We start from the raw sequence: 21,952 nt of genomic DNA on the forward strand, positions 1-21,952 counted from the left end.
TTTATGTTTGCTAAATTTGTACATAGACCTGTATTTGCGATAGTGATCTCGGTCATCATCGTATTCATAGGTATTCTTTCCATTAAATCTTTACCCGTCTCCCAATTCCCAGATGTGGCCCCTCCGCGTGTTGTGGTTACACTCTCCTTCCCAGGTTCTAGTGCCGACGTTCTTGTTAAGTCGTCTATCATTACCCTTGAACAGGCGATCAACGGTGTACAAGGGATGAGATATATCACGTCCGCTTCAACCAGTGCTGGCGAGGCGATGATTCAGGTGTACTTCAATCTTGGGACCGATCCGAATGCGGCCCTGGTCCAGGTTAAAGCGAGAGTTGATCAAGTAATGAGTAAGCTTCCATCTCTGGTGCAACTAGAAGGAGTGGTAGTGCAACCAGTTCAGCCTTCGATGCTCATGTACGTAAACCTTTATAGTACTGACAAGAATGCAGATGAGAAGTTTCTCTTTAACTACTCTAACGTTTTCCTTCTTCCTGAGTTAAAACGTATTACTGGTATCGGTCAGGCCCGTATTCTTGGTTCTCGCCAATACGCCATGAGAATTTGGCTTAATCCTGATCGCATGCGTGCTTACGGGGTTTCTACTGCTGATGTGATGGAAGCGATTAAGGAGCAAAGTTTGATCGCTCGTCCGGGTCGAACCGGTCAAAGTTCCGGCAAGACAGCGCAGTCACTTGAATACGTTCTCGTTTATGAAGGTCAGTACAATAAACCCGAGCAATATGAAAATGTCATCATTCGGGCCAATCCCGATGGTGAAGTTCTCTATTTGAAGGACATTGCGAAGATTGAACTTAATAGTGAGTTCTATAACATCTATTCGAACGTAGATGGTTATCCAGCTGCCTCCATTATGTTCCGTCAAACGGCGGGAAGTAATGCCAGTGAGGTAATTGCCGAGATTAAAGGAAAACTAAATGAGCTGAAAAAATCCTTCCCACCAGGAATGGATTACAAAATTACCTATGACGTATCAAGCTTCCTTGATGCTTCCATTGATAAAGTTATTCATACCCTTTTTGAGGCCTTCGTTCTGGTTGCCCTGGTGGTGTTTATCTTCCTTGGAGACTGGAGGTCGACTCTCATTCCAACCATTGCAGTTCCGGTGTCTCTCATCGGGGCATTTTTCTTTATGAAGTCTTTTGGACTGACGATTAACCTCATCACCCTGTTCGCACTTGTGCTCGCCATTGGGGTAGTGGTGGATGATGCAATCGTAGTGGTTGAAGCAGTTCACGCCAAAATGGCAGAAGAGCATCTCTCACCTTTTGCAGCGGTTAAAGAAGTGTTGGGCGAAATTAGTGGTGCGGTTATCGCTATTACTTTCCTCATGACTGCGGTGTTCGTACCAGTTGCCTTTATGCCAGGACCTGTAGGTGTGTTTTATCGAGAGTTCTCAGTAACAATGGCCTGTTCAATTGTGCTTTCAGGTGTGGTTGCTCTCACACTTACGCCAGTACTCTCCGCCATGATTCTAAAGCCACATGATCATAGTGGACACAAATCGATTAATCCTATCACTAAGATGATTAATGCTTTTAACGTGGTCTTTGAGAAAATCACTGACAAGTATATTAGTTTTCTTAAACGTATCACTCACAACCGTTTTGTCACACTCCTTGTAATCGGTGGTTTCACGGCCGGGATTGTTCTCATCAGTGCACTTGTTCCTCCTGGGTTTGTTCCTAACGAAGACCAAGGTATGCTTTATGCCATCATTCAAACTCCTCCTGGTTCAACTATTGAGAAGACCAATGATGTGGCGATGAAACTTCAAAAAGTGGCCAAATCCATCGAAGGTGTGGATTCCGTGGCCTCGCTCGCGGGTTACGAAATTCTGACTGAAGGTCAGGGCTCAAACGCTGGTACCTGTCTTATCAGTTTAAAAGACTGGTCTAAGAGAAAGCATTCCGTTCATGAAATCGTGGAAGAACTGGAAGAGAAGACTCGTGACTTTGGTGCGGTAATTGAATACTTCGAACCACCTGCCGTTCCGGGTTACGGTGCGGCCGGCGGTATTTCGCTACGAATGCTAGATAAAACCGGTAGTGGTGATTATCAGAAATTCGATGAGATTAATAAAGAGTTCATGGCCAATCTCAAAAAAAGAAAAGAGCTCACTGGTGTGTTCACCTTCTTCTCAGCTAACTTCCCTCAGTATGAGCTTAAACTCGATCGTAAAGTGGCCATGCAAAAAGGTGTTTCAATCGGTAAAGCGATGGAAGACCTGAACATTCTGGTTGGTTCAACTTATGAACAGGGTTTCATTCGATTCGGCCAATTCTTTAAAGTGTATGCTCAAGCGGCCCCTGAGTTCAGACGTCTTCCCACTGATATCTTAAACCTTTATACCAAAAACGATAAAGGCGAGATGGTTCCCTACTCTTCATTTGTGACAATGGAGAAGACCCAAGGTCCAAACGAGATCACTCGTTACAACGTGTATATGTCGAGTGCCATCAACGCGCTTCCTAATAATGGTTTCACCACAGGTGATGCTATTAGCGCAGTTAAAGAAGAGGCCAAAAATCTTCCACACGGATATGAAGTCGCCTGGGAAGGTTTGACTTATGATGAAGCGGCCCGAGGAAGTGAGGCCGTATACATCTTCCTAGTTGTGTTGATCTTCGTGTACCTGGTGCTTTCTGCTCAGTATGAAAGTTTCATCATTCCATTGGCGGTGATTTTGTCCCTTCCTCCTGGATTGTTTGGATCATTCTTCCTCTTGAAGGCCATGGGGCTGGCGAATGATATTTACGCTCAGATCGGTCTCATCATGCTGGTGGGTCTACTTGGTAAAAACGCGGTTCTTATTGTTGAGTTCGCAAAACAAAAGCAAGAACAGGGCATGAGCGTTCTAGATGCGGCCATCGAAGGGGCCAAAGCTCGTTTCCGTCCGATTCTTATGACTTCGTTTGCTTTTATCGCTGGTCTTATTCCACTTGTGATTGCAACTGGTCCGGGAGCAAAGGCCAACCATACAATTGGTGCTTGTGCTTTAGGAGGAATGCTTTTTGGAACAATCTTCGGTGTGATCATTGTTCCTGGTCTTTACTATGTCTTTGGTTCAATTGCTGCGGGCAAGACCCTCATCAAAGAAGAAGATGATAGACCTTTAACTGAAGAAGGACATCATTATGTTAACTAAATTAAAATCAGCATCGCATATTTTACTTTGTGGTTTATTTCTCCTGGAGGCATGTGCACCAACCGTGCCCATGCTGAAGAAGAAGGCAAATCCCCTGCCTTCTGCCTTTCCGACTAGTGAGAGTGCCTCTACAGAAGGAAATTCGGCCGAGATAAACTGGAACGAATTTTTTAAGGACAAGCAGCTTGATTCACTCATTGAGCTTGCCCTAAAGAATAATCAAGAACTGGGCATTCTTGAGCAAGAGATCAGTATCGCCAACAATGAGATCATGGCACGTCAGGGTGAATATCTGCCGAAGTTCAATGCTGGTGTAGATGGTGGTATTGAAAAGACCGAAAGATTCAGTACTGAAGACGCCAACTCTAAGACGAAGTTCGGCCGCGCGGGTATCGCCATGTCTTGGGAAGTGGATATCTGGAAAAAACTCAGAAATGCCACTAAATCAGCTTACTTCTCTTATCTAGGTAGTATCGAAGGAAAAAGATATGTGACAACAAATCTCATTGCGGAAGTTGCAAATACCTATTACGAGCTTATGGCCCTGGATAATCAACTCGAGATTGTTAAATCCTATGTGAAGGTTCTTGCCCAGATCAGAGACATGGTTGACCTTCAACAGAAGGCGGGTCGTGTAACAACTCTCCCTGTGAAAAGATTTGATGCAGAGGTCTTAAAGAACAAGGCCCGTCAGGTTGAACTTGAACAAGATCTCATTATTACTCAAAACAAGATGAACCTGCTTCTTGGTCGATATCCACAAGACATTTCTCGTGACTCAAAAGACTTCTTTAATATCACTTTCTCGAAAATCAGTACCTCAGTGCCAACAAAGTTATTAGATAATCGTCCAGATATAAGAAGAGCGTCTTATGAACTTGAGGCCGCGAAGTTGAATGTCGATGTTGCCAAAGCACGTTTCTATCCGTCTCTTAGTATTGATGGAAGTTATGGGTATGAGCAATTCAACTCGAAACACTTCGATGGAACCCCGACTTCAATTTTCTACGGTTTGGCCGCCAGCTTAACGGCCCCCATCTTAAATCGTAAGGCCATCAAGGCGGATTACATTTCGGCCAACAATAAACAAGTACAAGCTGTCTATGAGTTTGAGAAGACTTTAGTCCAGGCCTACACTGAGGTCGTGAATCAGATGAATATGATTAAGAACTATGACTCTGTATATAATTTAAAATCAAGCCAGGTTAAGGCGCTGAATGAATCTATTGAAATTTCTAACGTGCTCTTTAAGGCCGCACGTGTGGATTACATCGAATCCTTGATGACCCAACGCGATTCACTTGAGGCACAGGTGGAATTGGTAGATATCAAGAGAAAGCAGCTTACAGCCTATGTAAGTCTGTACAAGGCTCTTGGTGGCGGTTGGAAAGGAACTTCGGAAAATTACAAATCAGTTTACTAACATCACAGGGAGAACAGAAATGTTCTCCCTAAACTTTTGACCAGTCTAGATACATGCCCTGGGATTTTACAGAATTCACAAAACCAAACTTCTGATAAAGAAAGCCCACATCTGCGAAGAGATTCACAAAAGCACAACGATGGCATTCGGTTTTCACGAACTCCATAACGTGTTCCATGATGACTCTTCCAAGTTTTTGTCCCTGAAAATCCGGATGAACAGCAATGTCTACGATCTGAACAAAGCAACCTAGATCACCAATCACTCGTCCCATGCCGATCAAACGTTCTCCATCACGGATAGTGACTGCAAAGAGAGAGCGAGGAAGCGAAATCTCAGCGGCTTCAAGAGTCTTGGGAGATAGGCCCGCGACTTTTCGGAGATCACAATATTCTTGGGGTAAAGGTTGTTTATTTTCAATGGTATAGCGCATAGTCAAAGGCATATATATCTTGACAAGTTTACCCTGTCAAACTAAGGTTTGAGCGATAAAACACAACATGTTTTTAGGGTACTATGAAATTCGCATTTATTCTTTTGTCTCTATCAGTTCTTAATACAACTCTAGCTGCCGATTACGCTTTAGATGAAATCGAAGTTGAAACCATTCAAGGTAACAAAGATGAACGTACTTTCATTGAAACCAATGAGAGTGTCTCAGTTCTTAAACCAAAAAGCTTAAACCGTAGTGATATTCAAAACTCTGTTCAAATGCTGAATGGTCTTGGAAACGTTCAAACGACCTCCGATAAAAACGGCGACACATTCAGTATTCGTGGTATTTCAGACATGGGTGTAACTGGTTTCCAGAAAGACAACCTTGCCAGCGTTCTCGTTGATGAAGTTTTCCAAACAGGACTGGCCCTCAAGGCCGGAAGTTTTGAGAACTGGGATCTTCAGAACGTGGAAGTGCTTCGTGGTGCTCAATCGACTTCTCAAGGTGTAAACTCACTTGCTGGTAACATTCTTCTTTTCCATGCGAAAGCTCATCAAGAGAACGAAGGAGCTGCCAAATTAGCTCTCGGAAACTATGGCCGAAAAGAAGGCGCTTTCCTCATCAACAGAAAAGTGAATGACAAACTTGCCGTGAGACTTGGTTACAACAAGGAATACACTGACGGTTACATCACGAATGCGACCAATAATAATGACAAGTGGGGACAACGAAATAAAGATCACTTCTCAGGCGACATGGTTTACCAGGTTGGCGCAAAAGATGAGCTTCACTTTAACTTTAAACTTCTTCGTATGCACCAGGGTGGCTCATACGTTCAGGGGGATGACCCTTGGGACTATAAAGTTTTTGAAGATCAGGATTTCAACTCGATCACTAATAACTTCCAGACCTCTCTGGTTTATAACAAGTTCTTAAGCGAGAGACTTGTTAACAAGACAATCCTCGCCTACTCAGGTTCAACGAATACGACCAAGAGTGATGCTGATGGACGTGCAACTAATCTTGCGGGACAAAGAAATGATAATGAGAATGACAGTTTCGTAAGTCTTGAGAACCAACTTCGTTATAACTCTGAGAGAGTTAAAAACGTATTTGGTATCCACCTTCACCGTTATGAACTTAACAGCGACTACGACTTTGGTCTTGTAATGGGAGCACCAACGGTTGTTCCGGTTATTCAAGAGAATCACCGTGTTCGTGAAACTTATGCTCTATTTGACTCGATTACATTTGATTTCGATCGTCACCACTCATTGAATCTAGGTGGACGTCTTGAATCAGTGACAAATGATTACGGAACTAAAATTGCTTCTTCTGTGAAGAACGTGGATGAATCTGACGATGTGACCAACTTCGTGGCCCTTCCAAAAATTGCTTATAACTACCGTAATGGAAATTACTCCCTTGGTGCTCTCTACTCTCAAGGTTACCGCACCGGTGGTGTAACAGTGAACCGTTGGAGAGGAACAGTTAGTAACTACGACCCTGAAAAGACAGACAACTACGAACTAAGTTACAAATACGTGAAGAGAAACTTCATTATGATGGCCAACGCCTTCTACACGAAGTGGAGAGATCAGCAGGTTGATGTAAAGTTCTCAAACACACTTGATACTCAAATTCAAAACGCGGCCAATGCTGAACTTTATGGTGCTGAATTTGAGACGTCGTATGAGTTTGAAAACGATGATAGTTTCCGTTTTAACCTTGGTTACGTGAAGACTCAGTTCTTGAACCTCAAGAACAACAACATGAACTACACTGGCAATGAATTCCCGGATGCTGCAAACTTTACTGGTCAAGCGTCTTACTGGAAATTCTTTAGCGAGAAGTGGAAAGGGATTCTGGTTGCACGTTACATCGGTGAGTCATACTCGGATGCTGAGAACCTAAGAAAGTCCCCTGCTCAGTTTTATATGGATACAAACCTTCAGTACACTTTCTCAAGCTATCTGCTTGAGTTGTATGTCAGAAACATCTTTAACCAGGAATACCGCGTTTATAACGGTGTTGCCCTGGCAAACGTAAATGACTATCCAGCGAGCTATCACCGTATGAGCCCTCCGCGTGAGTTCGGTGCGCGTCTGAATTATTATTGGTAATCGTTATGAGCCAGAAGTGCCCAGTTTTTGAACCTTATGGATTAAAGTCTGGATGCTCTGGTCATTTCGATTCTTGATATCGCCAAATTTTGTCACATCTACTTTGAATCCGGAAAATTCAAGAGTCGATTTTTTAAGCATGTTGACGGCCGGATCCTTATAAACAAACTTATTCCACCAAGTAGGACCGTCAGACAATATAATAAGTCGCGCGGACTTGCCCGCCAAGAGTTTGTCCCAGAGTGAACTTCCCTTTCTGTACTTGAATGCAAATCCAGGTAAGAATGTCCGATCAATAAATCCTTTAAACAGTGCCGGTATACTTCCCCACCAAACCGGAGTGACAAACACTATGTGGTGAGCACTCTTTATTTGAGCCTGGGCTTCGATAAGGGCCGGTTCAAGTTCTTGAATAACTCTATAACCCTCATGTAGTACCGGATCGAACTCAAGGTCTCCCAAATGGATGATTTCTACCTTAAAGCCAGCTTTATTTGATTCCTCATAATAGGCTTCCGCCAACTTGCCTGAAAGACTTGTTTTACTAGGGTGTCCATTTACAATGAGAATGTTTTTCATATGTTTACACGTGTAACATTATATGTTTCAATTGTAAACATCGAAAAGGAATCAATATGGCCAAAGCTTATCATCACGGGGACTTAAAAGAGGCCACCATCAATCAAGCTCTTCTCTTGATAGAAGAAAGAAGTAGTATTCAATTTACTCTCCGGGAAGTGGCCACGAAGTTAAATGTCAGCCATACGGCCATCTATCGTCACTTCCAGTCCAGACTTGATTTACTATCAAGTATCGCCGAAATTGGATTCAACAAGCTTAACGAACTATTCGAGATCAATTCTGAAGGCAATCAGAACAAAAAAAAGCAACTCCATAATCTCTGTCTTATCTACATGGAATTTTCTATTGATCATCCGGAATACTATCGCTGCATGTTCAATCCCGAATTAAAATGTGGTGATGAAAGTCTTACCGAAAGCTTAAATCAGGCGAGTGCAAAGACTTTTCAGTATCTGTTACAAGCATTGGGATCATCTGAGGCAAGGGCCAATTCCGTATGGGCATCACTTCATGGCTTTTGCGATTTAAATTTAAATGGACAACTTTTCCATAAAAAAATGTCCAAAAAAGAGACAGAGAACGCCTTTGCAGATCACATCACTTTCATCCTGAGATAACAAGTCGAATGGGCTGCGTTCCAATTATGTGAGGAACGAGTCAACTCACGATCAAGAGATTGTAACCGTTAAGTAAGGTCGTCTAAGAATAAGGAGAAATTGAGTCTCAATTAAGATTTTATTCCTTCATACTTTTGTTCATGATGTGCAAACAAAAGGAATTTTGTATGAAGAATTTAAACGTTAAAGTCCTTATCACTACCGCCTTTCTAAGTATTGTTGCAGTCCCTAGTTCATTTGCTGCCGATAAAGCAGTTCCTATGGGTGATGAAATTTCACAGATCGTTGAGGCCTCTGCAAAAGTAAAAGACATCGATTACAAAACACGCAGGATCACTTTAGAAAATAAAGGCGACACTACAAGTTTCGTGGTTGGTAACGAAGTCAAAAGACTAAATGAAATTAAGAAAGGTGATACCGTCAACGTGACTTATTATGAGGCATTAGCTTTCTCTATCGAGAAAGGTGGCAAAGCCCAGCAGGCAATGGAGGCCAATGAAACTTGGAAATCAGAACCAGGTCAACAGCCAGCTGCGATGAATGCAAGAGAGATTAATGCAAAAGTAGTAATCTCAAAAATTGATAAAAAAGCAAACACAGTGACTTTCAAAAACGCTGATGGTGACACACAAACTGTTAAAGTTAGACATCCAGAACGTTTAAATGAAGTAAAAGTCGGTGATGTAATCAATATCACTTACAAGGAAGCTGTAGCAGTAAAAGTTGAAAAGAAGAATAAGGCATAGTTATTGAGGTCCCACGGTAGTGGGACCTTATTTTTCAAAAAGTTTATACGCACTTTCAATTGCCGGTCCAAATTCTTCGAAACTTGTGTATGTATTAGAGAGAATGACAATCCCCGTTTTACTCCCAGGATTAAACTCAATTAAACTACTACTTCCATAGGTTCCCCCTTCATGAAAATAATTCCCGGACATATTTTCTTGGTGCCAGGCCATTGCTACACGAAATTCATCTGCCTGATGAAAAATTGTATGTGAAAAAAGAATGGCCTCCTTAAGCGGAGTCTTCTCCGGCAAAATATTTGCCATTAAATACTTTTGCATTTGCAGGATATTGGCCCTCAATCCACCGGCTGCTTCAAATTCCCCTAATACCCATGGCTCAACATTAGGAAAATGAGATGAATGAACACTGGTCAGAGGTATGGGCCGAGAATCATTTGAGAAACTCATATCAGAAAGTTCTAGTGGTATCAGAACTTCTTTTCTGAGGACATTTGAAAAAGTATCTCCATAAATCTTTTCAATTATTTTTCCGAGAATCGCAAATCCAAGATTTGAATACAGGTATTGCTTTTGGCCAATCTCAACCTGTTTCAACTCATTAGTAAGATCATTATATGAATAGTCCTGATACGGATTCATGGGATTCGTAGGTTTCAAATTACTTGGGAGCCTTGGCAGACCTGAAGTATGGGTCATCAATTCAAGAATCGAAACATCCTGAGCTTCCGGAACTACAGTAAAATATAACGAGAGTTTTGAATCGAGGCTTAATTTGTTTTCTAAAACCATTTTAGAAACGAGGATGCCTACAAATGTCTTAGTAATCGAAGCGATTTCAAAGTAAGTATTATCTAACATCGGTGTCTTCAATTTAGCATTAGAAGAACCATGACAAATGATTAACGAATTACTGTTATGTACGACAATTACGGCCAACCCTTTGATAAGGCTTGGTCCGACGTAAGGTGAGAAGAGAAATTTTAGATCATTAAGTATTTTCATGTGGCTAAAAAATAAGCTTAAATATCGTTACTAAACCAAGAATCGCTGACAAAATAAAAGATATCCATAAAAGCATCAAAAGATAACCAATGATTCTATCTTTAAAAGATTGGATATACTCTACAGGTTTACCATCTTTCAATTCAACAATTTCAATTGAAACAATCCCAACCAGGGATTCATCAGTGAAATATGCACTCACCCCATACTCACGATTATCATCTGAAATGCCCTTTAAGATATCAAAGGCAAAATGTTTCAAAGCATTCCTAGTACCCTTAAGAGAGCATTCATCAGAAGCGCCATGCTCCTCAATCATGATAAAGTCACCCTTTTCTAAAGCTCCAAGTTTCTCAAACTCTTTTAAAAAAACTTCTCTATCCATTATTTCCTCTGTCTTAACTAAACATACCTGTATAAATTTGATTCATATTCATTGTATCTAGATGCGAAAAGCTTCTTACTTAATTTTTCTTATACACCGAAATTCTTAATTTAATTCTTTAGAATCGTGATTATTCTTACTGCTAGTCCATCAAACCAACTTCTGACTGCTTTGATATTCTTAGATCTTCGGATTATTTTTAGTTCATCAATTAGCATTATTTGTTGAAAATACTAAAAAAAGCAGTGAGGTGAATTATTAGTATCTCAACTGATCAAAATCCAAACTACAAAGATCTATCGGAACTTGGACGCTTTATTGTTTCAAAGCGTAACGAAATCCTGAGTAGATGGGAAAAAAAGTTCGAGAGGAGGTACCATTAACAAACTCCATTGATACCCCTGTACTGATTGATACTCTCCCTTCATTTTTAGATAACATTGCGGAAGCAGTTTCAGTTAACCACATAAAACCAACAGCAAATGCATTCAACAACATCGCCACTGAACACGGAGGTGAAAGGGCGCGCCTTACAGCTTACAACCATAGACATTTAATCAGAGAATATCAGTTACTGAGATGGGTATTAATTGAAACGTTAGAAGAAGCTATGCAGGTGGAAAAAACAGCAATAACCATAATTCACGCCTCGATCGACGAAGCTATTCAGCAAGCAGCAACTTCTTTTTCATTAGTTCAAGAACGATTACGTGAACAATACATGGCAACTTTATCGCATGATATGAAAACGCCGCTTTCTTCGATTACGATGGCGTCCGGCATTCTATTGAGGCAATCACAAGACCCGTCTGTTCTAAAACAAGCGAGTAAAATAAAGCATAGCGCGAATCGACTTAACCAGATGATTGAAGACCTTCTCGATCTAACCTCAGTGAATATGAACGGAAGATTGAAACTGAAACTTGAACAATGTGATGTATATGAAATTAGTGAAGAAGTAATGGATGAGATTGAGTTCAATGCAAAAAATAAACGTTTGATCCTGACTGGAGAAAAGGTTCAAGGCCTCTGGGACAGAAGCTATCTAAAACGGGCCATCGAAAATCTCATTTCAAATGCTATTAAGTACGGTGATAAAGATTCTTCAATTACAATCAAGATCAGTACAACATTCGGAAGAATGACTTGGACCATTCATAATGAAGGTAGCCCCATCCCACTTGAGGAACGAGAATGCATTTTTCAGGTTTTTCGAAGAGCAGAAGCTGCCAAGTCGGGGCGCGCTCAAGGATGGGGTTTAGGTTTACCGTTGGTGAGGGCCGTTTGTGAATCACATGGTGGAAGCATTGGCGTTGATAGCAGTTCTGAGACAGGAACTACATTTATAATAGACATTCCCATAGATTCATCACCTTATCAGCAAGCTCCTGCCCTACCCATGATGTAGCATTCACTTACAGTTGGCTTCTTAAGACACTCAAAACGCACTATTTTTATTTATCATTCTTCCGATAAGAAACTCATGAAATGCCTCATGTTATTTCTGCTTATTCAATACTCATTGGCAACATTCGCCCACGTTGGTGAAGAACATGATGAAGAATGCCTTCCACCGGGATTACCTTCAGAAGAAGCGTTAATAAAATCCATCATGGCCCCATTAGCTCTTTGGACATCGACCGGTGTTCAAATGCAGAAAGCTCCTTGTAAAACGGTAAGTGCTCCGTCTATTGAAGATATGGATGACGTCATCAGGGAACATAGTCAGGGAGAGACCGCAGAGAAAACCATCAATGGAGTTATTCTTAAAGATGATCCTCGAATGCTTAAAATGTTTGAGCATCTAACGACAAACTATCAAGATCCCAAAAATTTTCAGACGCTTTTCAATATTAACCCGGACTGCAGCAATGTTACCTGTGCCATGACAAAAATCTGGGGTTCCAAATACGCCAAGCAATTAAGCTATCTCTTTCTTCACTCTGGATTTAATTCTTCCGAATATAGCTTCCCTAATGCCACTCGTTTCAATGATAGCGAAATGAATGACCTTCTGATCGCGCTTAAAGATTTCCCTAGCGCCATGGGGCCGCTTGGTGCAGGTGGAAATCGTCAACTTACTCGCTACACTCGCGGGAAATGGGATCCGGAATTCAGACCGGGAACTTTTGCAACTTCAGATGTGCAAGTTTATGACCCTTGGACCAAGGCTAGTAGCTGGGAAAGACAACAAACGATCTTCCACGAAGTCACTCACATGTTAACAGAAAAAGGCACTCTTGATACTTCCGCGGAATGGCTAAGCCTTAGTGGATGGGAAGGTTCGGATGAAAAATGGACTGCATCTAAGAAAAACTGCATGGTAGGCAAATACGGAAGTAAAAACCCATATGAGGATTTTGCTGAAACAGCTGTGGCCTATCGTTATAACCCAAGTCGTCTCTACAAAGGTTGTCCGGAAAAATATCAGTATATGAAACGATTCTTTAAAGGTGCTGAGTACTTTGGGACGTCTTCTTGTGAGGATAAATAAGAACAAGGGCCCACGGGACGGAAACCGTGGACCCTATGAGAAATTAGAGACTACTTAAGGTGCTTGCCGATTAGTGAAGCAAGTTCAAACATAGTAACTTCTTTTTTACCGAAAACTTTTGAAAGTTTATCGTCACAAAGAATGTTTCTTTTGTTTTTTGGGTTCTGAAGATTGTTCTTCTTGATGTAAGCCCAAAGCTTCTTAACAACTTCAGTTCTAGGAACTGCAGCTGAACCGATTACGCCAGCTAGCTCTGTAGATGGAGTAAATGCTGTCATGAAAGCAGCATTTGGTTTACGAGCTGATTTTGCTTTTTTAGGAGCAGCAGCTTTTTTAGCTGTAGCTTTCTTAGGAGCAGCAGCTTTTTTAGCTGTAGCTTTCTTTGCAGTAGCTTTTTTAGGAGCAGCAGCTTTTTTAGCTGTAGCTTTCTTTGCAGGTGCTTTCTTCGCAGTAGCTTTCTTTGTTGCTTTCTTAGCCATAAATCCTCCGGGATTTGTTACCTAGTTAAAAAGATATACTTAAAGTGTTGGCTATTTTTCGTCATAGATCAAACTTAAAATGAATTATTTTTGGCTAAATATTGATTTTTCCCCGCCCTGCTGGGTTCATCTTTTCAAAAAGCGGTTCCCTAGGGGGACTTTTACTAATGTCCACTCCCCTCATGCCCCTAATTATCGTCTTCTAAGAATTCATAAGTTTCTTTCGAAACCTTCTTAAAAGCAGCTGTTGCTTGTTCTTCTGAAGTAATATTGGTGAATCCAATAATTAATCCATACCTCTTTTTCTTACCACTGAACCATTTAGACAGAGGGTAGACAAGCAGACCGTTTTTCTGCCATATCTCTGCGAGTCCAACATCATCATCCCCTTTCTCAAGGTAAGCAACCAACTGCATTCCTCCGTCAGTCATCTCGAACTTGAAAACTTTTGGGAAAACCCTCTGTAAGGCACCAATTACAAAGTTTCTTCTCTGCTGGTAAAGACTTCGCATTCTTTTGAGATGTTTATAGAAGTGTCCCTCATGAATAAAACTTGCCAAAATTTTCTGCTGCAGGAGGGGCTGACTAGTTTCGAATATCTCTGAGTTTTCAATGAAACTTGATACAGTCAAAGCTGGCACAACAATATAACTTGTCCGAATTGACGGCATGATGGTTTTACTAAAAGTTCCAACATAGATCACCCGATCATTAACATCTATACTTTTCAGAGCTGGAATAACTCTCTTTTTATAATGAAATTCCCCATCGTAATCATCTTCAATAATCCACGATTTTTCTGATTCGGCCCAGGCCAGGAGTTCTTGTCTCCTGGACAACGATAATGAAACAGTTAAAGGACTTTGGTGCGTTGGTGCGGTCAAAACAAACTTTGCATCCTTGTGATGTTTCTTGAAATAATCCATATTCAAACCACGTGAATCAACCGGATTAAAAAAGAGCCTATCAACAATCCTTTTTAGCAATTTCGCACCAAATATATATCCAGGTTCTTCAAACACTACTTTGTCAGATTTCTTTGCAAGGGTATGTAGTATCAAAGACAGGCTATGCTTATATCCACTCGTGATAATAATTTGTTCTGGAGAGCAGCTAATTCCTCTAGAGACATTAATGTAATTTGCAATTGCTTCTCTTAAAGGCCGATATCCTGTGACCGGTGGATTTAAAAGATCTACTGGATCCATCTTGCGGATGATTCTTCCAGAAATCAGTAGCCAAATCTTATATGGAAATTGATCCAAGGCCGGAGTTCCCAACCTAAAAAGACCATTTTCATCACGAATCTTCATTATTGAGACAAGCTCAGGGTCTTGCACTTGAAAAGTTTTTTCTGGCTTTATCTGAGGAATAACAATATCAGGATTTACGATTGTCCCTTTTGGGCCCTTCGTAACCAGATAACCTTCACCAATCAGCATATCGTAAGCGGCCTCAACGGTTCTTTTCGCAACTTTGAGTTCAGTGGAAAGGTTTCTGATAGAAGTTACCTTATTCCCCGGCTTGAGTGAGCCGTTTTGAATACTTTTCTTGATTCTATTATAAATGTCTTTATAGCCGATATTGGTCTTTGTTCTCATTTTATGACCTACCTATTTTTCAATATCATGTCACTTTTAAGTATGTCATCAAAACTTATAATTAGTTCATGAAATAACCAAAAAAGGAATAATTCATGAATGCTCGTCTAAATCACTTTGAAACCGTTCCCGGACTTATGAAAGAACTTTTTGACCTTAGCATAGCCTCTTACAAGTCATCTATTGATCACACAATCAAAAACCTCGTTGAAATCAGAGCGTCTCAAATTAATGGATGTGCCTTTTGTCTCGATATCCATGTAAAACAAGGGAAAATTGCAGGGGAAAAAGAAATTAGAATGTTTCACGTTCCAATCTGGCGCGACTCCCACCTTTTTACAGCAAAAGAAAAAGCGGCGCTTGAACTTACGGAAGCACTTACTCAGCTAGGCAAACATGGAGTGACAGATGAGGTTTATGCAACTGTAAAAGAGCATTTTTCAGACTCTGAAATCTCAGAATTAACTTTTGCGATTGGTCTTATCAACTTATGGAATAGAATTCAAATTTTAGCTCAGGCAGAAATTGGATCGCGAGATGCAGCTCAAGGACTAGAGAAAGCAGGATACAGTTTATAAATACCCTGAAGGGCGAGGTATCTCGCCCTTGTTTTTGAAGTTCATCCGAATTCGTTCGATAGCTACTAAGCTCTCTGTCCTTTCAGTTTTTGTGCTGAATACGAGTCTGTTCTCTTCTTTTTGGTTTACCGAAGTTAAACGGCGTTTACTAACAACCTCGCCCCTCTTGTCCCTGAGATTAATGTCTTATTTAATACGTTTCCTGTACTCTGCCGGAGTCATTCCTACTTCTCGCTGGAATAGCTTTCTAAATGAAGAGACATCACTTAAGCCGATTTTCTCTACTATTAAATCGACACTAAGTCGTGTGTCACGAAGCAAGGCCTTCGCTTTCTCAATACGCTTAAGTTGTAGATAGCCTTTGGGACTTACACCATGTATCTCAGTGAACTGCCGCTGAAAATTTCGTAAGCTCATGTTGCTAAAATCCGACATCATTGGAACAGTTATGTCCTTACTTATATTTTTCTCTATCCAAGATTCCAATGCATAAAAAGTTGAAGTCTCGTCTTTATGCGAGATAAGGCTTGTTGCATACACTGATTGTTTCTCACGACTACTTTCAGCTAGTAAAAGACGGCCAATTTCATGAGCTGTCTTTTTATTGCTAGTTTCTGAAACTAAATTCAAAATTAGGTCAACTGCTGCTAGATATCCCCCTGCTGTTGTAACTGTTCCGGTCTTGCATAACATGTCTTTAGAGTTCCATTTCACATCAGGAAACCGCTTTTGGGCATCATCCAGAGCTGCCCAATGGGTAGTGGCTTCTTTGCCTTTAAGGATGCCAGACTGAGCAAGAATAATTGAACCTAAACAAGGAGAGGCTATCTTTGTTTTTTTAGCATAGTAACTTTGAATGACACTGATTACTTCATTTATGGCTTTATCTTCAGATGATCGAGAATAAGGAGAGACTAATAAAATGTCGTAGTTCTTGTTCGCTTTCTTGGTTTTGATGGCCACATCTTGGAATTCAAAAGTCTCTCCATCTACACTTATTAATTCAATGTCGTAGTAACTCTTTCCCAGCACTTGATTGGCAGTAAGAAAAATGTCTCGCATAAGAAGAGAAATAGTGGGTGTGGCAGTTGGATACAAAAGAATACCAATAGCGATATGTTTTTTTAGTCTTGGCATATTTAACCTCTTCTAGGTCATATACGCCACTACTAATCGTAGGTCAATAAAAGTATGTTTGACATCAACACAAGGAGATAAAAAATGAATTTATTCAGATTGAAGACAGTGTCATTCTTAACAGCTGGAATTTTGCTTACAAGCTGTAGTTTTGCCAAAAAAGATTCTACCACGAAGAAGAGTGATATCAGTATTACTCAAGTCAGAAATGCGACGTTACAGATCAGATATTCTGGTAAAAGGTTGTTGATCGATCCAATGCTGGCAAAAAAAGGCTCTTATCCAGGATTTCCGGGAACTGCAAACTCACATCTCAGAAATCCTTTAGTCGACCTCCCAATTCCTGCTGACGATGTAATTGATGTGGATGCAATCATTGTTACACACCTTCACCTCGATCATTGGGACGATGAAGCTCAACGGCTAATCCCTAAAGAGAAGCCAATCTTTGTTCAAAACCAAGAGGACGAGAAGGCCTTAGAAGCACAGGGCTTTAAGAATGTTACTCCCCTTACTGATAAAGTTGTCTGGGAAGGAATCACTATTTCGAAGACTCAGGGAACTCATGGAACAAAAGAAACTGTTAAAAAGTTTCCTATCTTGGGAGCAGTCTCAGGTTTTGTATTGTCTCATCCAGATGAGAAAAAAATCTACCTAGCTGGAGACACAGTTTGGAATGAAGAAGTCAAAAAAGCTCTTGATCTGCACAGGCCGGAGATCATAATTTTGAATGCTGGAGCTGCGGTTGTTGTTGGTGAGCCCCCTATTATTATGGACCAGAATGATGTTGTATCCGTTGTAAAGCACGCTCCGTACGCAACAGTTATTGCAACACATATGGAAGCAATAAATCATTGTATCCTTACTAGAAAGCAACTAAGAGAATATCTAGAAACTAAGAAAGTAAGTTCAAATGTTAAAATTCCTATGGATGGAGAAAATTTAAATCTATAAGAATTAATTACTCAAGGGCGAGGCTTCTCGCCCTTGATTTTCTTCTATCTTCTGGTAATTATAAATAATGCCCGAACTACCCGAAGTCGAAACCATCCGCTCCCAGCTCTCTGAATATCTTCCTCTGAAGATAGATTCAGTCTCTACGACTCCGCAGTTAAAGCAAAACATCCTTCACACGGATCTCGATCTCACCGGTAAAACTCTTGTGACGATTAAACGCAAAGGCAAAATGTTGGATTTCATCTTCGATGATGGATCGCATCTCCTTTCGCACCTGGGAATGACCGGTACGTGGCTCATCGGTGAAACAATCAAGGCCACCAAACACACGCATTTGACGTTAAAAGGCCCGAATTACACCCTCGCTTACGATGACCCTCGCCGCTTCGGTCATATGTATTATTACAGCGCTGAAGAAGCCGCATTAAAGCTTGCTGAGTTGGGCCTTGATCTAGCTGATCCTGAGTTCGACATAGAATATCTTACGAATGCGATTAAACGTTATCCAGAACGCGCCCTCAAGGTAACTCTCCTGGATCAGAAACTCTTCGCGGGATCTGGGAACTATATCGCCAACGAAATCTGCGCTCGCGCGGGAATTCGTCCTACTCGCAAATGTAAGCAAATCAAAAAAGATGAATTCCCGAAAATCCTCAACGCCATTAAACAAGTTTTAGAACCCGCCCTTCAATCAGGTGGAACCACTTTCCAAGGTGGCTATCGTGACTCAACAGGTGAATACGGCCAGGGTGTTCAGCACTTAGTGGTTTTCTATCAGAAGACCTGTCAGCTCTGTAAGAAGACGCCCGTAAAGAAAATTATCTTAGCTCAAAGAGGCACGTACTACTGTCCTAAATGCCAGAAGTAACTGGTATCGATCTTGCTCTAATATTCCTTAATAGTGAAATTGGAACCGTAAGTTACAGGATTTCTAAAGACGATTTTCTGTATTCCTAACGGGTGTCAAAAGTTTAGACACTATAAAAGGACCAGTAAGATGAAAGCCATTCCTTCTCTATCACTCCTAATCCTTCTTGCTTCATGTGGATTCAACACATCCCCTGATCAAATGAAGAAACTAGATTTGGTAAACTCGAATGTCATTTCGATTAGAGAAGTTAATGCTGAAGTCGCTACCTTCATGGTTCGCTTAGATGCCCCGGCACTTCTTGAATCGGCTTCATACAATGGTGCCCACATTCAAATTGATGAAGGCCAGAAAGCACTGGTTCTTTCTCAGCAACAACAGTTTGTAGAATCAATCAAAAAACTTGATCCAAGCATCCAGGTTCTCTATAGCACTAAGCTTGTTATGAACTCTGTCACAATCATTGCCCACCCAAGTATCATGGGTGCAGTTAACCAACTTCCAATGGTTAAAAACGTAAGAGAAATGTCACTCTTTAATTCACCTTCTCCAGTGACACTAAATAATTCGAAAGAGGCCCTAACTAAAACTATCGAAGACCTTACGCAAAAGAACTCGGTTAGTTTCATTGGAGCTAAAGAGGCCCGTGAATCAATGGGTCTTACAGGTAAAGGCCTGAGAATTGGTATCCTTGATACCGGCATCGATTATACTCACAAAATGTTTGGCGGAAGTGGAAGCGTTGAGGAATATAAAGGCATCGATGCAACAAAAGAAGTATCAATGTTCCCTAACGATAAAATCGTTGGTGGTATTGATCTCGTTGGTGATCTTTATTCACCAGGCTCTCCGTATAAAGAGCACAGAATTCCAAAACCAGATATGAACCCACTGGACTATAACGGTCACGGTACACACGTAGCTGGTACAGTCGCTGGTCACGGTGATGGCGTAAACACTTACGATGGTGTGGCACCAGATTCAACAATGTATGCCATTAAAGTATTCGGTCAAAACTCAACTGGTGATGCAGTGGTAATCGCTGGTCTTGAATATTCAGTAGATCCAAATGGCGATTTAAATCCAGATGACAGAATGGATATCGTTAACCTATCTCTTGGTGGCCCATACGGTAAACCATCAATTAACTACGCTGAAGCAGTTAAAAACATTGTGAAGGCCGGAGTTTCTTTTGTGGCCGCAGCTGGTAACTCAGGAAGTGTTCCTTTTATCGTAGGAGCTCCAAGTACAGCAGTTGACGCTTTTTCAGTGGCAGCGGGGATCGATGACATGCTTCATACGACTCAAGTCGATGCAGCAAGAGTCGCAATTGATGGTGCCGAAGAAAATATCATTTCGGTTTATGGAGAATTCTCAAAGAAATTAAAAGAAGGCGAAGTTGTTTCTGGGGAAATCGCTTATATCGGTCTAGCTAACGAGGCCCTAAGTCCAGAACTTGCGGCCCAAGTTCAAGGTAAAATTGCCCTCATTGATCGTGGTGGTGAACCATTCGCTACGAAAGCTGGACATGCTCTAAAAGCTGGTGCTATCGGAGTTGCAGTCGCAAATAATAATGATGAAGAACCATCTTCTATGGTTGGCGATGGTGAATTAACCATCCCAGCAGTTATGATCTCAAAGGCCCAAGGACAGAAGCTTCAAGGAGCTCTGAAGGCCAATAAAGAAGTGAAATTCTCTTTCTCAACAGAGTATAAGTTCTCAAGAACTGAATTTATCGACACAATCACTGGCTTCTCTTCAAGAGGACCAAGATCGGAAGACGGTATCATTAAGCCGGAAATCGTGGCCCCGGGTCAGCTTATTACTTCTGCCAAAGCTGGCGGCGGTGAAAAAGCAGCGAGACTAAATGGGACTTCGATGGCCTCTCCACACATGGCCGGTGTAATGGCCCTCGTAAAACAACGCTTTCCAGATCTCTCAGTACTTGATCATAAATATATCCTTATGAGCACAGCTAAGATCATTAGTGATAATAAAGGTGTTCGTTACCCAGTGACATCGCAGGGAGCAGGCCGAGTCGATGTGATGAAAGCGGTAAATGCCAAAGTACTTCCATCTCGTGGTAGTTTCTCACTTGGTAAGGTCGATCTTTCAAGAAATGAAATTAAAGAACAAAATATCACACTTACGAATTTAACATCTGAAGACATTGAATTCATGCTCAAAGCAGAATTAACTCCAGGTTTAGTTCTTAATGAAACATCTCGCAGCTTCAGCATTAAAGCTGGCGGTAAGCTTGATCTGAATTTACATTTCAATCTCAACCTTACCGATAAAGATCGCTCAAATTATGACGGCTTCATTAAGCTCATTGATGATTCAGGAAAAGTAATGGCGAGCTTCCCGGTTCTTGCGGTGGTTCACCAATCTTCTGAAATCTCAGCTGTAGCGGTTAATCAGGTTGAAGATAAATTCTCAGTAACGCTTAAAAACAACAGCTCGATGAAAGGAACTGTTCTTCCATTTAACCTCATCGATACTGATGTTAGAAAACCAGACCTTGAAAGTCTCTCTCATATCCGCTCACGCGCTTGTGATATCAAGTCGGCCGGTTATAGATTTGTAACTCGCACAGAAAAGGTTAAAGAAAACGATGTAGAAAAAGAAGTTAAGAATGCTTACCTTCAAATGGGTATAAAGCTTTATGAATCAGTAAGTAGCTGGGAAGCTTGTGAAGTTTCAGTGCTTATCGATTCGGACAATGACGGTGTTGCAGAACAGGAATGGGTCGCTTCTCAAGCAGAAGTCCTTCCTGGTCTTAACAAAGCAATCCCAAATGGATTCTATTCATTCCTCATTGATGCAAAAAAGGCACGCACACTTAGAGATCAGTATGAGATCTATCAACGTCTTACTCAAGGTGACACGGTCAAGAAAGATGAGATGCGTGACACAAGTGAGACGAAGAACGATGAAGGTAAAGTTGAAGATTATAGAAAGGCTCTTCTTAGCCTGACCACTTACAAACCTTACAATCAGTCGTCAGTTTCTGTAATGGAAATCAAACTAGCTGACCTCGCGAAAACCGAAGCCGGAAAGATCAGATTTAAAATGGCGAGCATTGATACCAATGAAAGCTCGACACAACCGGATGATTTCCTTGCTGGTAAAGACAAGTGGCATTCGATTGATGCTTCTGAGTCAGAAATTAAAATGATGACAGAAGAAATTAATCTTGAGGCCAATGAGAAGAAGAAAGTTGAATTGGCGAAATCTGAAAGCTCAAAAGGAATCGTTCTTTACTCTCCAACTAACTCAGATGGTAAGAGAGATGAGAGCAAGGATCTTCAGGAAATTATCTTAAAATAATCTAAAAAATTTGATCCTCTACA

The 21,952-nt window shown here is 41.1% G+C and carries 18 protein-coding genes; 11 read left to right on the top strand and 7 right to left on the bottom strand.

Going from position 1 to position 21,952, the window contains the following annotated elements:
* The first annotated feature begins 3 nt into the window (after positions 1–3).
* Complete coding sequence (locus SOO65_RS12800) at positions 4–3,168, top strand: efflux RND transporter permease subunit (protein ID WP_321390504.1); 3,165 nt, start codon at positions 4–6, stop codon at positions 3,166–3,168.
* A complete protein-coding gene (locus SOO65_RS12805; RefSeq protein ID WP_321390507.1) occupies positions 3,158–4,591 on the top strand; it encodes a TolC family protein in 1,434 nt (477 codons plus the stop codon). The genes SOO65_RS12800 and SOO65_RS12805 overlap by 11 nt, the downstream gene beginning before the upstream one ends.
* A 28-nt stretch (positions 4,592–4,619) precedes the next feature.
* On the opposite strand, the gene SOO65_RS12810 is transcribed toward SOO65_RS12805, so the two are convergent.
* Positions 4,620–5,024: a GNAT family N-acetyltransferase gene (locus SOO65_RS12810; RefSeq protein ID WP_321390509.1), complete on the bottom strand. Its 405-nt coding sequence runs from the start codon at positions 5,022–5,024 to the stop codon at positions 4,620–4,622.
* 83 nt (positions 5,025–5,107) lie between these two features.
* Between SOO65_RS12810 and SOO65_RS12815 the strand changes: the two genes are divergently transcribed.
* A complete protein-coding gene (locus SOO65_RS12815; RefSeq protein WP_321390512.1) occupies positions 5,108–7,150 on the top strand; it encodes a TonB-dependent receptor in 2,043 nt (680 codons plus the stop codon).
* A gap of 3 nt (positions 7,151–7,153) precedes the next feature.
* Here SOO65_RS12815 and SOO65_RS12820 read toward each other — a convergent pair whose 3' ends face one another.
* Complete coding sequence (locus SOO65_RS12820; protein WP_321390515.1) at positions 7,154–7,729, bottom strand: NAD(P)H-dependent oxidoreductase; 576 nt, start codon at positions 7,727–7,729, stop codon at positions 7,154–7,156.
* A 56-nt stretch (positions 7,730–7,785) separates the two neighbouring features.
* On the opposite strand from SOO65_RS12820, the gene SOO65_RS12825 reads away from it, so the two are divergent.
* Both SOO65_RS12825 and SOO65_RS12830 read left to right on the top strand, forming a co-directional pair.
* Positions 7,786–8,349 carry a TetR/AcrR family transcriptional regulator gene (locus tag SOO65_RS12825; protein ID WP_321390517.1) on the top strand — a complete coding sequence of 188 codons (564 nt, stop codon included), beginning with the start codon at positions 7,786–7,788 and terminating at the stop codon, positions 8,347–8,349.
* A 167-nt stretch (positions 8,350–8,516) separates the two neighbouring features.
* Positions 8,517–9,095, top strand: coding sequence for a hypothetical protein (locus SOO65_RS12830; RefSeq protein WP_321390519.1), 579 nt, complete (start codon positions 8,517–8,519; stop codon positions 9,093–9,095).
* A 27-nt stretch (positions 9,096–9,122) separates the two neighbouring features.
* Here SOO65_RS12830 and SOO65_RS12835 read toward each other — a convergent pair whose 3' ends face one another.
* Positions 9,123–10,100, bottom strand: a complete 978-nt coding sequence (locus SOO65_RS12835) for a serine hydrolase domain-containing protein (RefSeq protein ID WP_321390522.1) — start codon at positions 10,098–10,100, stop codon at positions 9,123–9,125.
* 4 nt (positions 10,101–10,104) lie between these two features.
* On the bottom strand, positions 10,105–10,485 hold the full coding sequence (locus tag SOO65_RS12840; RefSeq protein ID WP_321390524.1) for a hypothetical protein: 381 nt from the start codon (positions 10,483–10,485) through the stop codon (positions 10,105–10,107).
* Between the two features lie 349 nt (positions 10,486–10,834).
* Here SOO65_RS12840 and SOO65_RS12845 point away from each other — a divergent pair, with 349 nt between their 5' ends.
* On the top strand, positions 10,835–11,893 hold the full coding sequence (locus SOO65_RS12845) for a sensor histidine kinase (RefSeq protein WP_321390526.1): 1,059 nt from the start codon (positions 10,835–10,837) through the stop codon (positions 11,891–11,893).
* 87 nt (positions 11,894–11,980) lie between these two features.
* A complete protein-coding gene (locus SOO65_RS12850) occupies positions 11,981–12,979 on the top strand; it encodes a hypothetical protein (RefSeq protein WP_321390529.1) in 999 nt (332 codons plus the stop codon).
* A 50-nt stretch (positions 12,980–13,029) separates the two neighbouring features.
* Here the strand turns inward: SOO65_RS12850 and SOO65_RS12855 are convergent, their stop codons facing one another.
* Complete coding sequence (locus SOO65_RS12855) at positions 13,030–13,458, bottom strand: SWIB/MDM2 domain-containing protein (protein WP_321390532.1); 429 nt, start codon at positions 13,456–13,458, stop codon at positions 13,030–13,032.
* Between the two features lie 188 nt (positions 13,459–13,646).
* A complete protein-coding gene (gene pdxR / locus SOO65_RS12860; protein WP_321390535.1) occupies positions 13,647–15,059 on the bottom strand; it encodes a MocR-like pyridoxine biosynthesis transcription factor PdxR in 1,413 nt (470 codons plus the stop codon).
* 95 nt (positions 15,060–15,154) lie between these two features.
* Here pdxR and SOO65_RS12865 point away from each other — a divergent pair, with 95 nt between their 5' ends.
* Positions 15,155–15,637, top strand: coding sequence for a carboxymuconolactone decarboxylase family protein (locus SOO65_RS12865; protein WP_321390538.1), 483 nt, complete (start codon positions 15,155–15,157; stop codon positions 15,635–15,637).
* A 186-nt stretch (positions 15,638–15,823) separates the two neighbouring features.
* Here the strand turns inward: SOO65_RS12865 and SOO65_RS12870 are convergent, their stop codons facing one another.
* Positions 15,824–16,774, bottom strand: coding sequence for a GlxA family transcriptional regulator (locus tag SOO65_RS12870; protein ID WP_321390542.1), 951 nt, complete (start codon positions 16,772–16,774; stop codon positions 15,824–15,826).
* A gap of 84 nt (positions 16,775–16,858) precedes the next feature.
* Between SOO65_RS12870 and SOO65_RS12875 the strand changes: the two genes are divergently transcribed.
* The 3 genes from SOO65_RS12875 to SOO65_RS12885 all read left to right on the top strand — a co-directional run bounded on the left by SOO65_RS12875 (position 16,859) and on the right by SOO65_RS12885 (position 21,929).
* Positions 16,859–17,728: an MBL fold metallo-hydrolase gene (locus SOO65_RS12875; RefSeq protein ID WP_321390546.1), complete on the top strand. Its 870-nt coding sequence runs from the start codon at positions 16,859–16,861 to the stop codon at positions 17,726–17,728.
* A gap of 67 nt (positions 17,729–17,795) precedes the next feature.
* A complete protein-coding gene (locus SOO65_RS12880; RefSeq protein WP_321390550.1) occupies positions 17,796–18,599 on the top strand; it encodes an Fpg/Nei family DNA glycosylase in 804 nt (267 codons plus the stop codon).
* Positions 18,600–18,728: 129 nt separating this feature from the next.
* Positions 18,729–21,929, top strand: coding sequence for a S8 family serine peptidase (locus tag SOO65_RS12885; protein WP_321390554.1), 3,201 nt, complete (start codon positions 18,729–18,731; stop codon positions 21,927–21,929).
* Positions 21,930–21,952 lie beyond the last annotated feature (23 nt).

It is taken from the genome of Peredibacter starrii (assembly GCF_034259205.1).
Lineage (GTDB): Bacteria > Bdellovibrionota > Bacteriovoracia > Bacteriovoracales > Bacteriovoracaceae > Peredibacter > Peredibacter starrii.

Bases quoted from the DNA above. Each gene is read 5' to 3' on its own strand.
- SOO65_RS12800 (WP_321390504.1), top strand. From the start codon at position 4: ATGTTTGCTAAATTTGTACATAGACCTGTATTTGCGATAGTGATCTCG.
- SOO65_RS12805 (WP_321390507.1), top strand. From the start codon at position 3,158: ATGTTAACTAAATTAAAATCAGCATCGCATATTTTACTTTGTGGTTTA.
- SOO65_RS12810 (WP_321390509.1), bottom strand. From the start codon at position 5,024: ATGCGCTATACCATTGAAAATAAACAACCTTTACCCCAAGAATATTGT.
- SOO65_RS12815 (WP_321390512.1), top strand. From the start codon at position 5,108: ATGAAATTCGCATTTATTCTTTTGTCTCTATCAGTTCTTAATACAACT.
- SOO65_RS12820 (WP_321390515.1), bottom strand. From the start codon at position 7,729: ATGAAAAACATTCTCATTGTAAATGGACACCCTAGTAAAACAAGTCTT.
- SOO65_RS12825 (WP_321390517.1), top strand. From the start codon at position 7,786: ATGGCCAAAGCTTATCATCACGGGGACTTAAAAGAGGCCACCATCAAT.
- SOO65_RS12830 (WP_321390519.1), top strand. From the start codon at position 8,517: ATGAAGAATTTAAACGTTAAAGTCCTTATCACTACCGCCTTTCTAAGT.
- SOO65_RS12835 (WP_321390522.1), bottom strand. From the start codon at position 10,100: ATGAAAATACTTAATGATCTAAAATTTCTCTTCTCACCTTACGTCGGA.
- SOO65_RS12840 (WP_321390524.1), bottom strand. From the start codon at position 10,485: ATGGATAGAGAAGTTTTTTTAAAAGAGTTTGAGAAACTTGGAGCTTTA.
- SOO65_RS12845 (WP_321390526.1), top strand. From the start codon at position 10,835: ATGGGAAAAAAAGTTCGAGAGGAGGTACCATTAACAAACTCCATTGAT.
- SOO65_RS12850 (WP_321390529.1), top strand. From the start codon at position 11,981: ATGTTATTTCTGCTTATTCAATACTCATTGGCAACATTCGCCCACGTT.
- SOO65_RS12855 (WP_321390532.1), bottom strand. From the start codon at position 13,458: ATGGCTAAGAAAGCAACAAAGAAAGCTACTGCGAAGAAAGCACCTGCA.
- pdxR (WP_321390535.1), bottom strand. From the start codon at position 15,059: ATGAGAACAAAGACCAATATCGGCTATAAAGACATTTATAATAGAATC.
- SOO65_RS12865 (WP_321390538.1), top strand. From the start codon at position 15,155: ATGAATGCTCGTCTAAATCACTTTGAAACCGTTCCCGGACTTATGAAA.
- SOO65_RS12870 (WP_321390542.1), bottom strand. From the start codon at position 16,774: ATGCCAAGACTAAAAAAACATATCGCTATTGGTATTCTTTTGTATCCA.
- SOO65_RS12875 (WP_321390546.1), top strand. From the start codon at position 16,859: ATGAATTTATTCAGATTGAAGACAGTGTCATTCTTAACAGCTGGAATT.
- SOO65_RS12880 (WP_321390550.1), top strand. From the start codon at position 17,796: ATGCCCGAACTACCCGAAGTCGAAACCATCCGCTCCCAGCTCTCTGAA.
- SOO65_RS12885 (WP_321390554.1), top strand. From the start codon at position 18,729: ATGAAAGCCATTCCTTCTCTATCACTCCTAATCCTTCTTGCTTCATGT.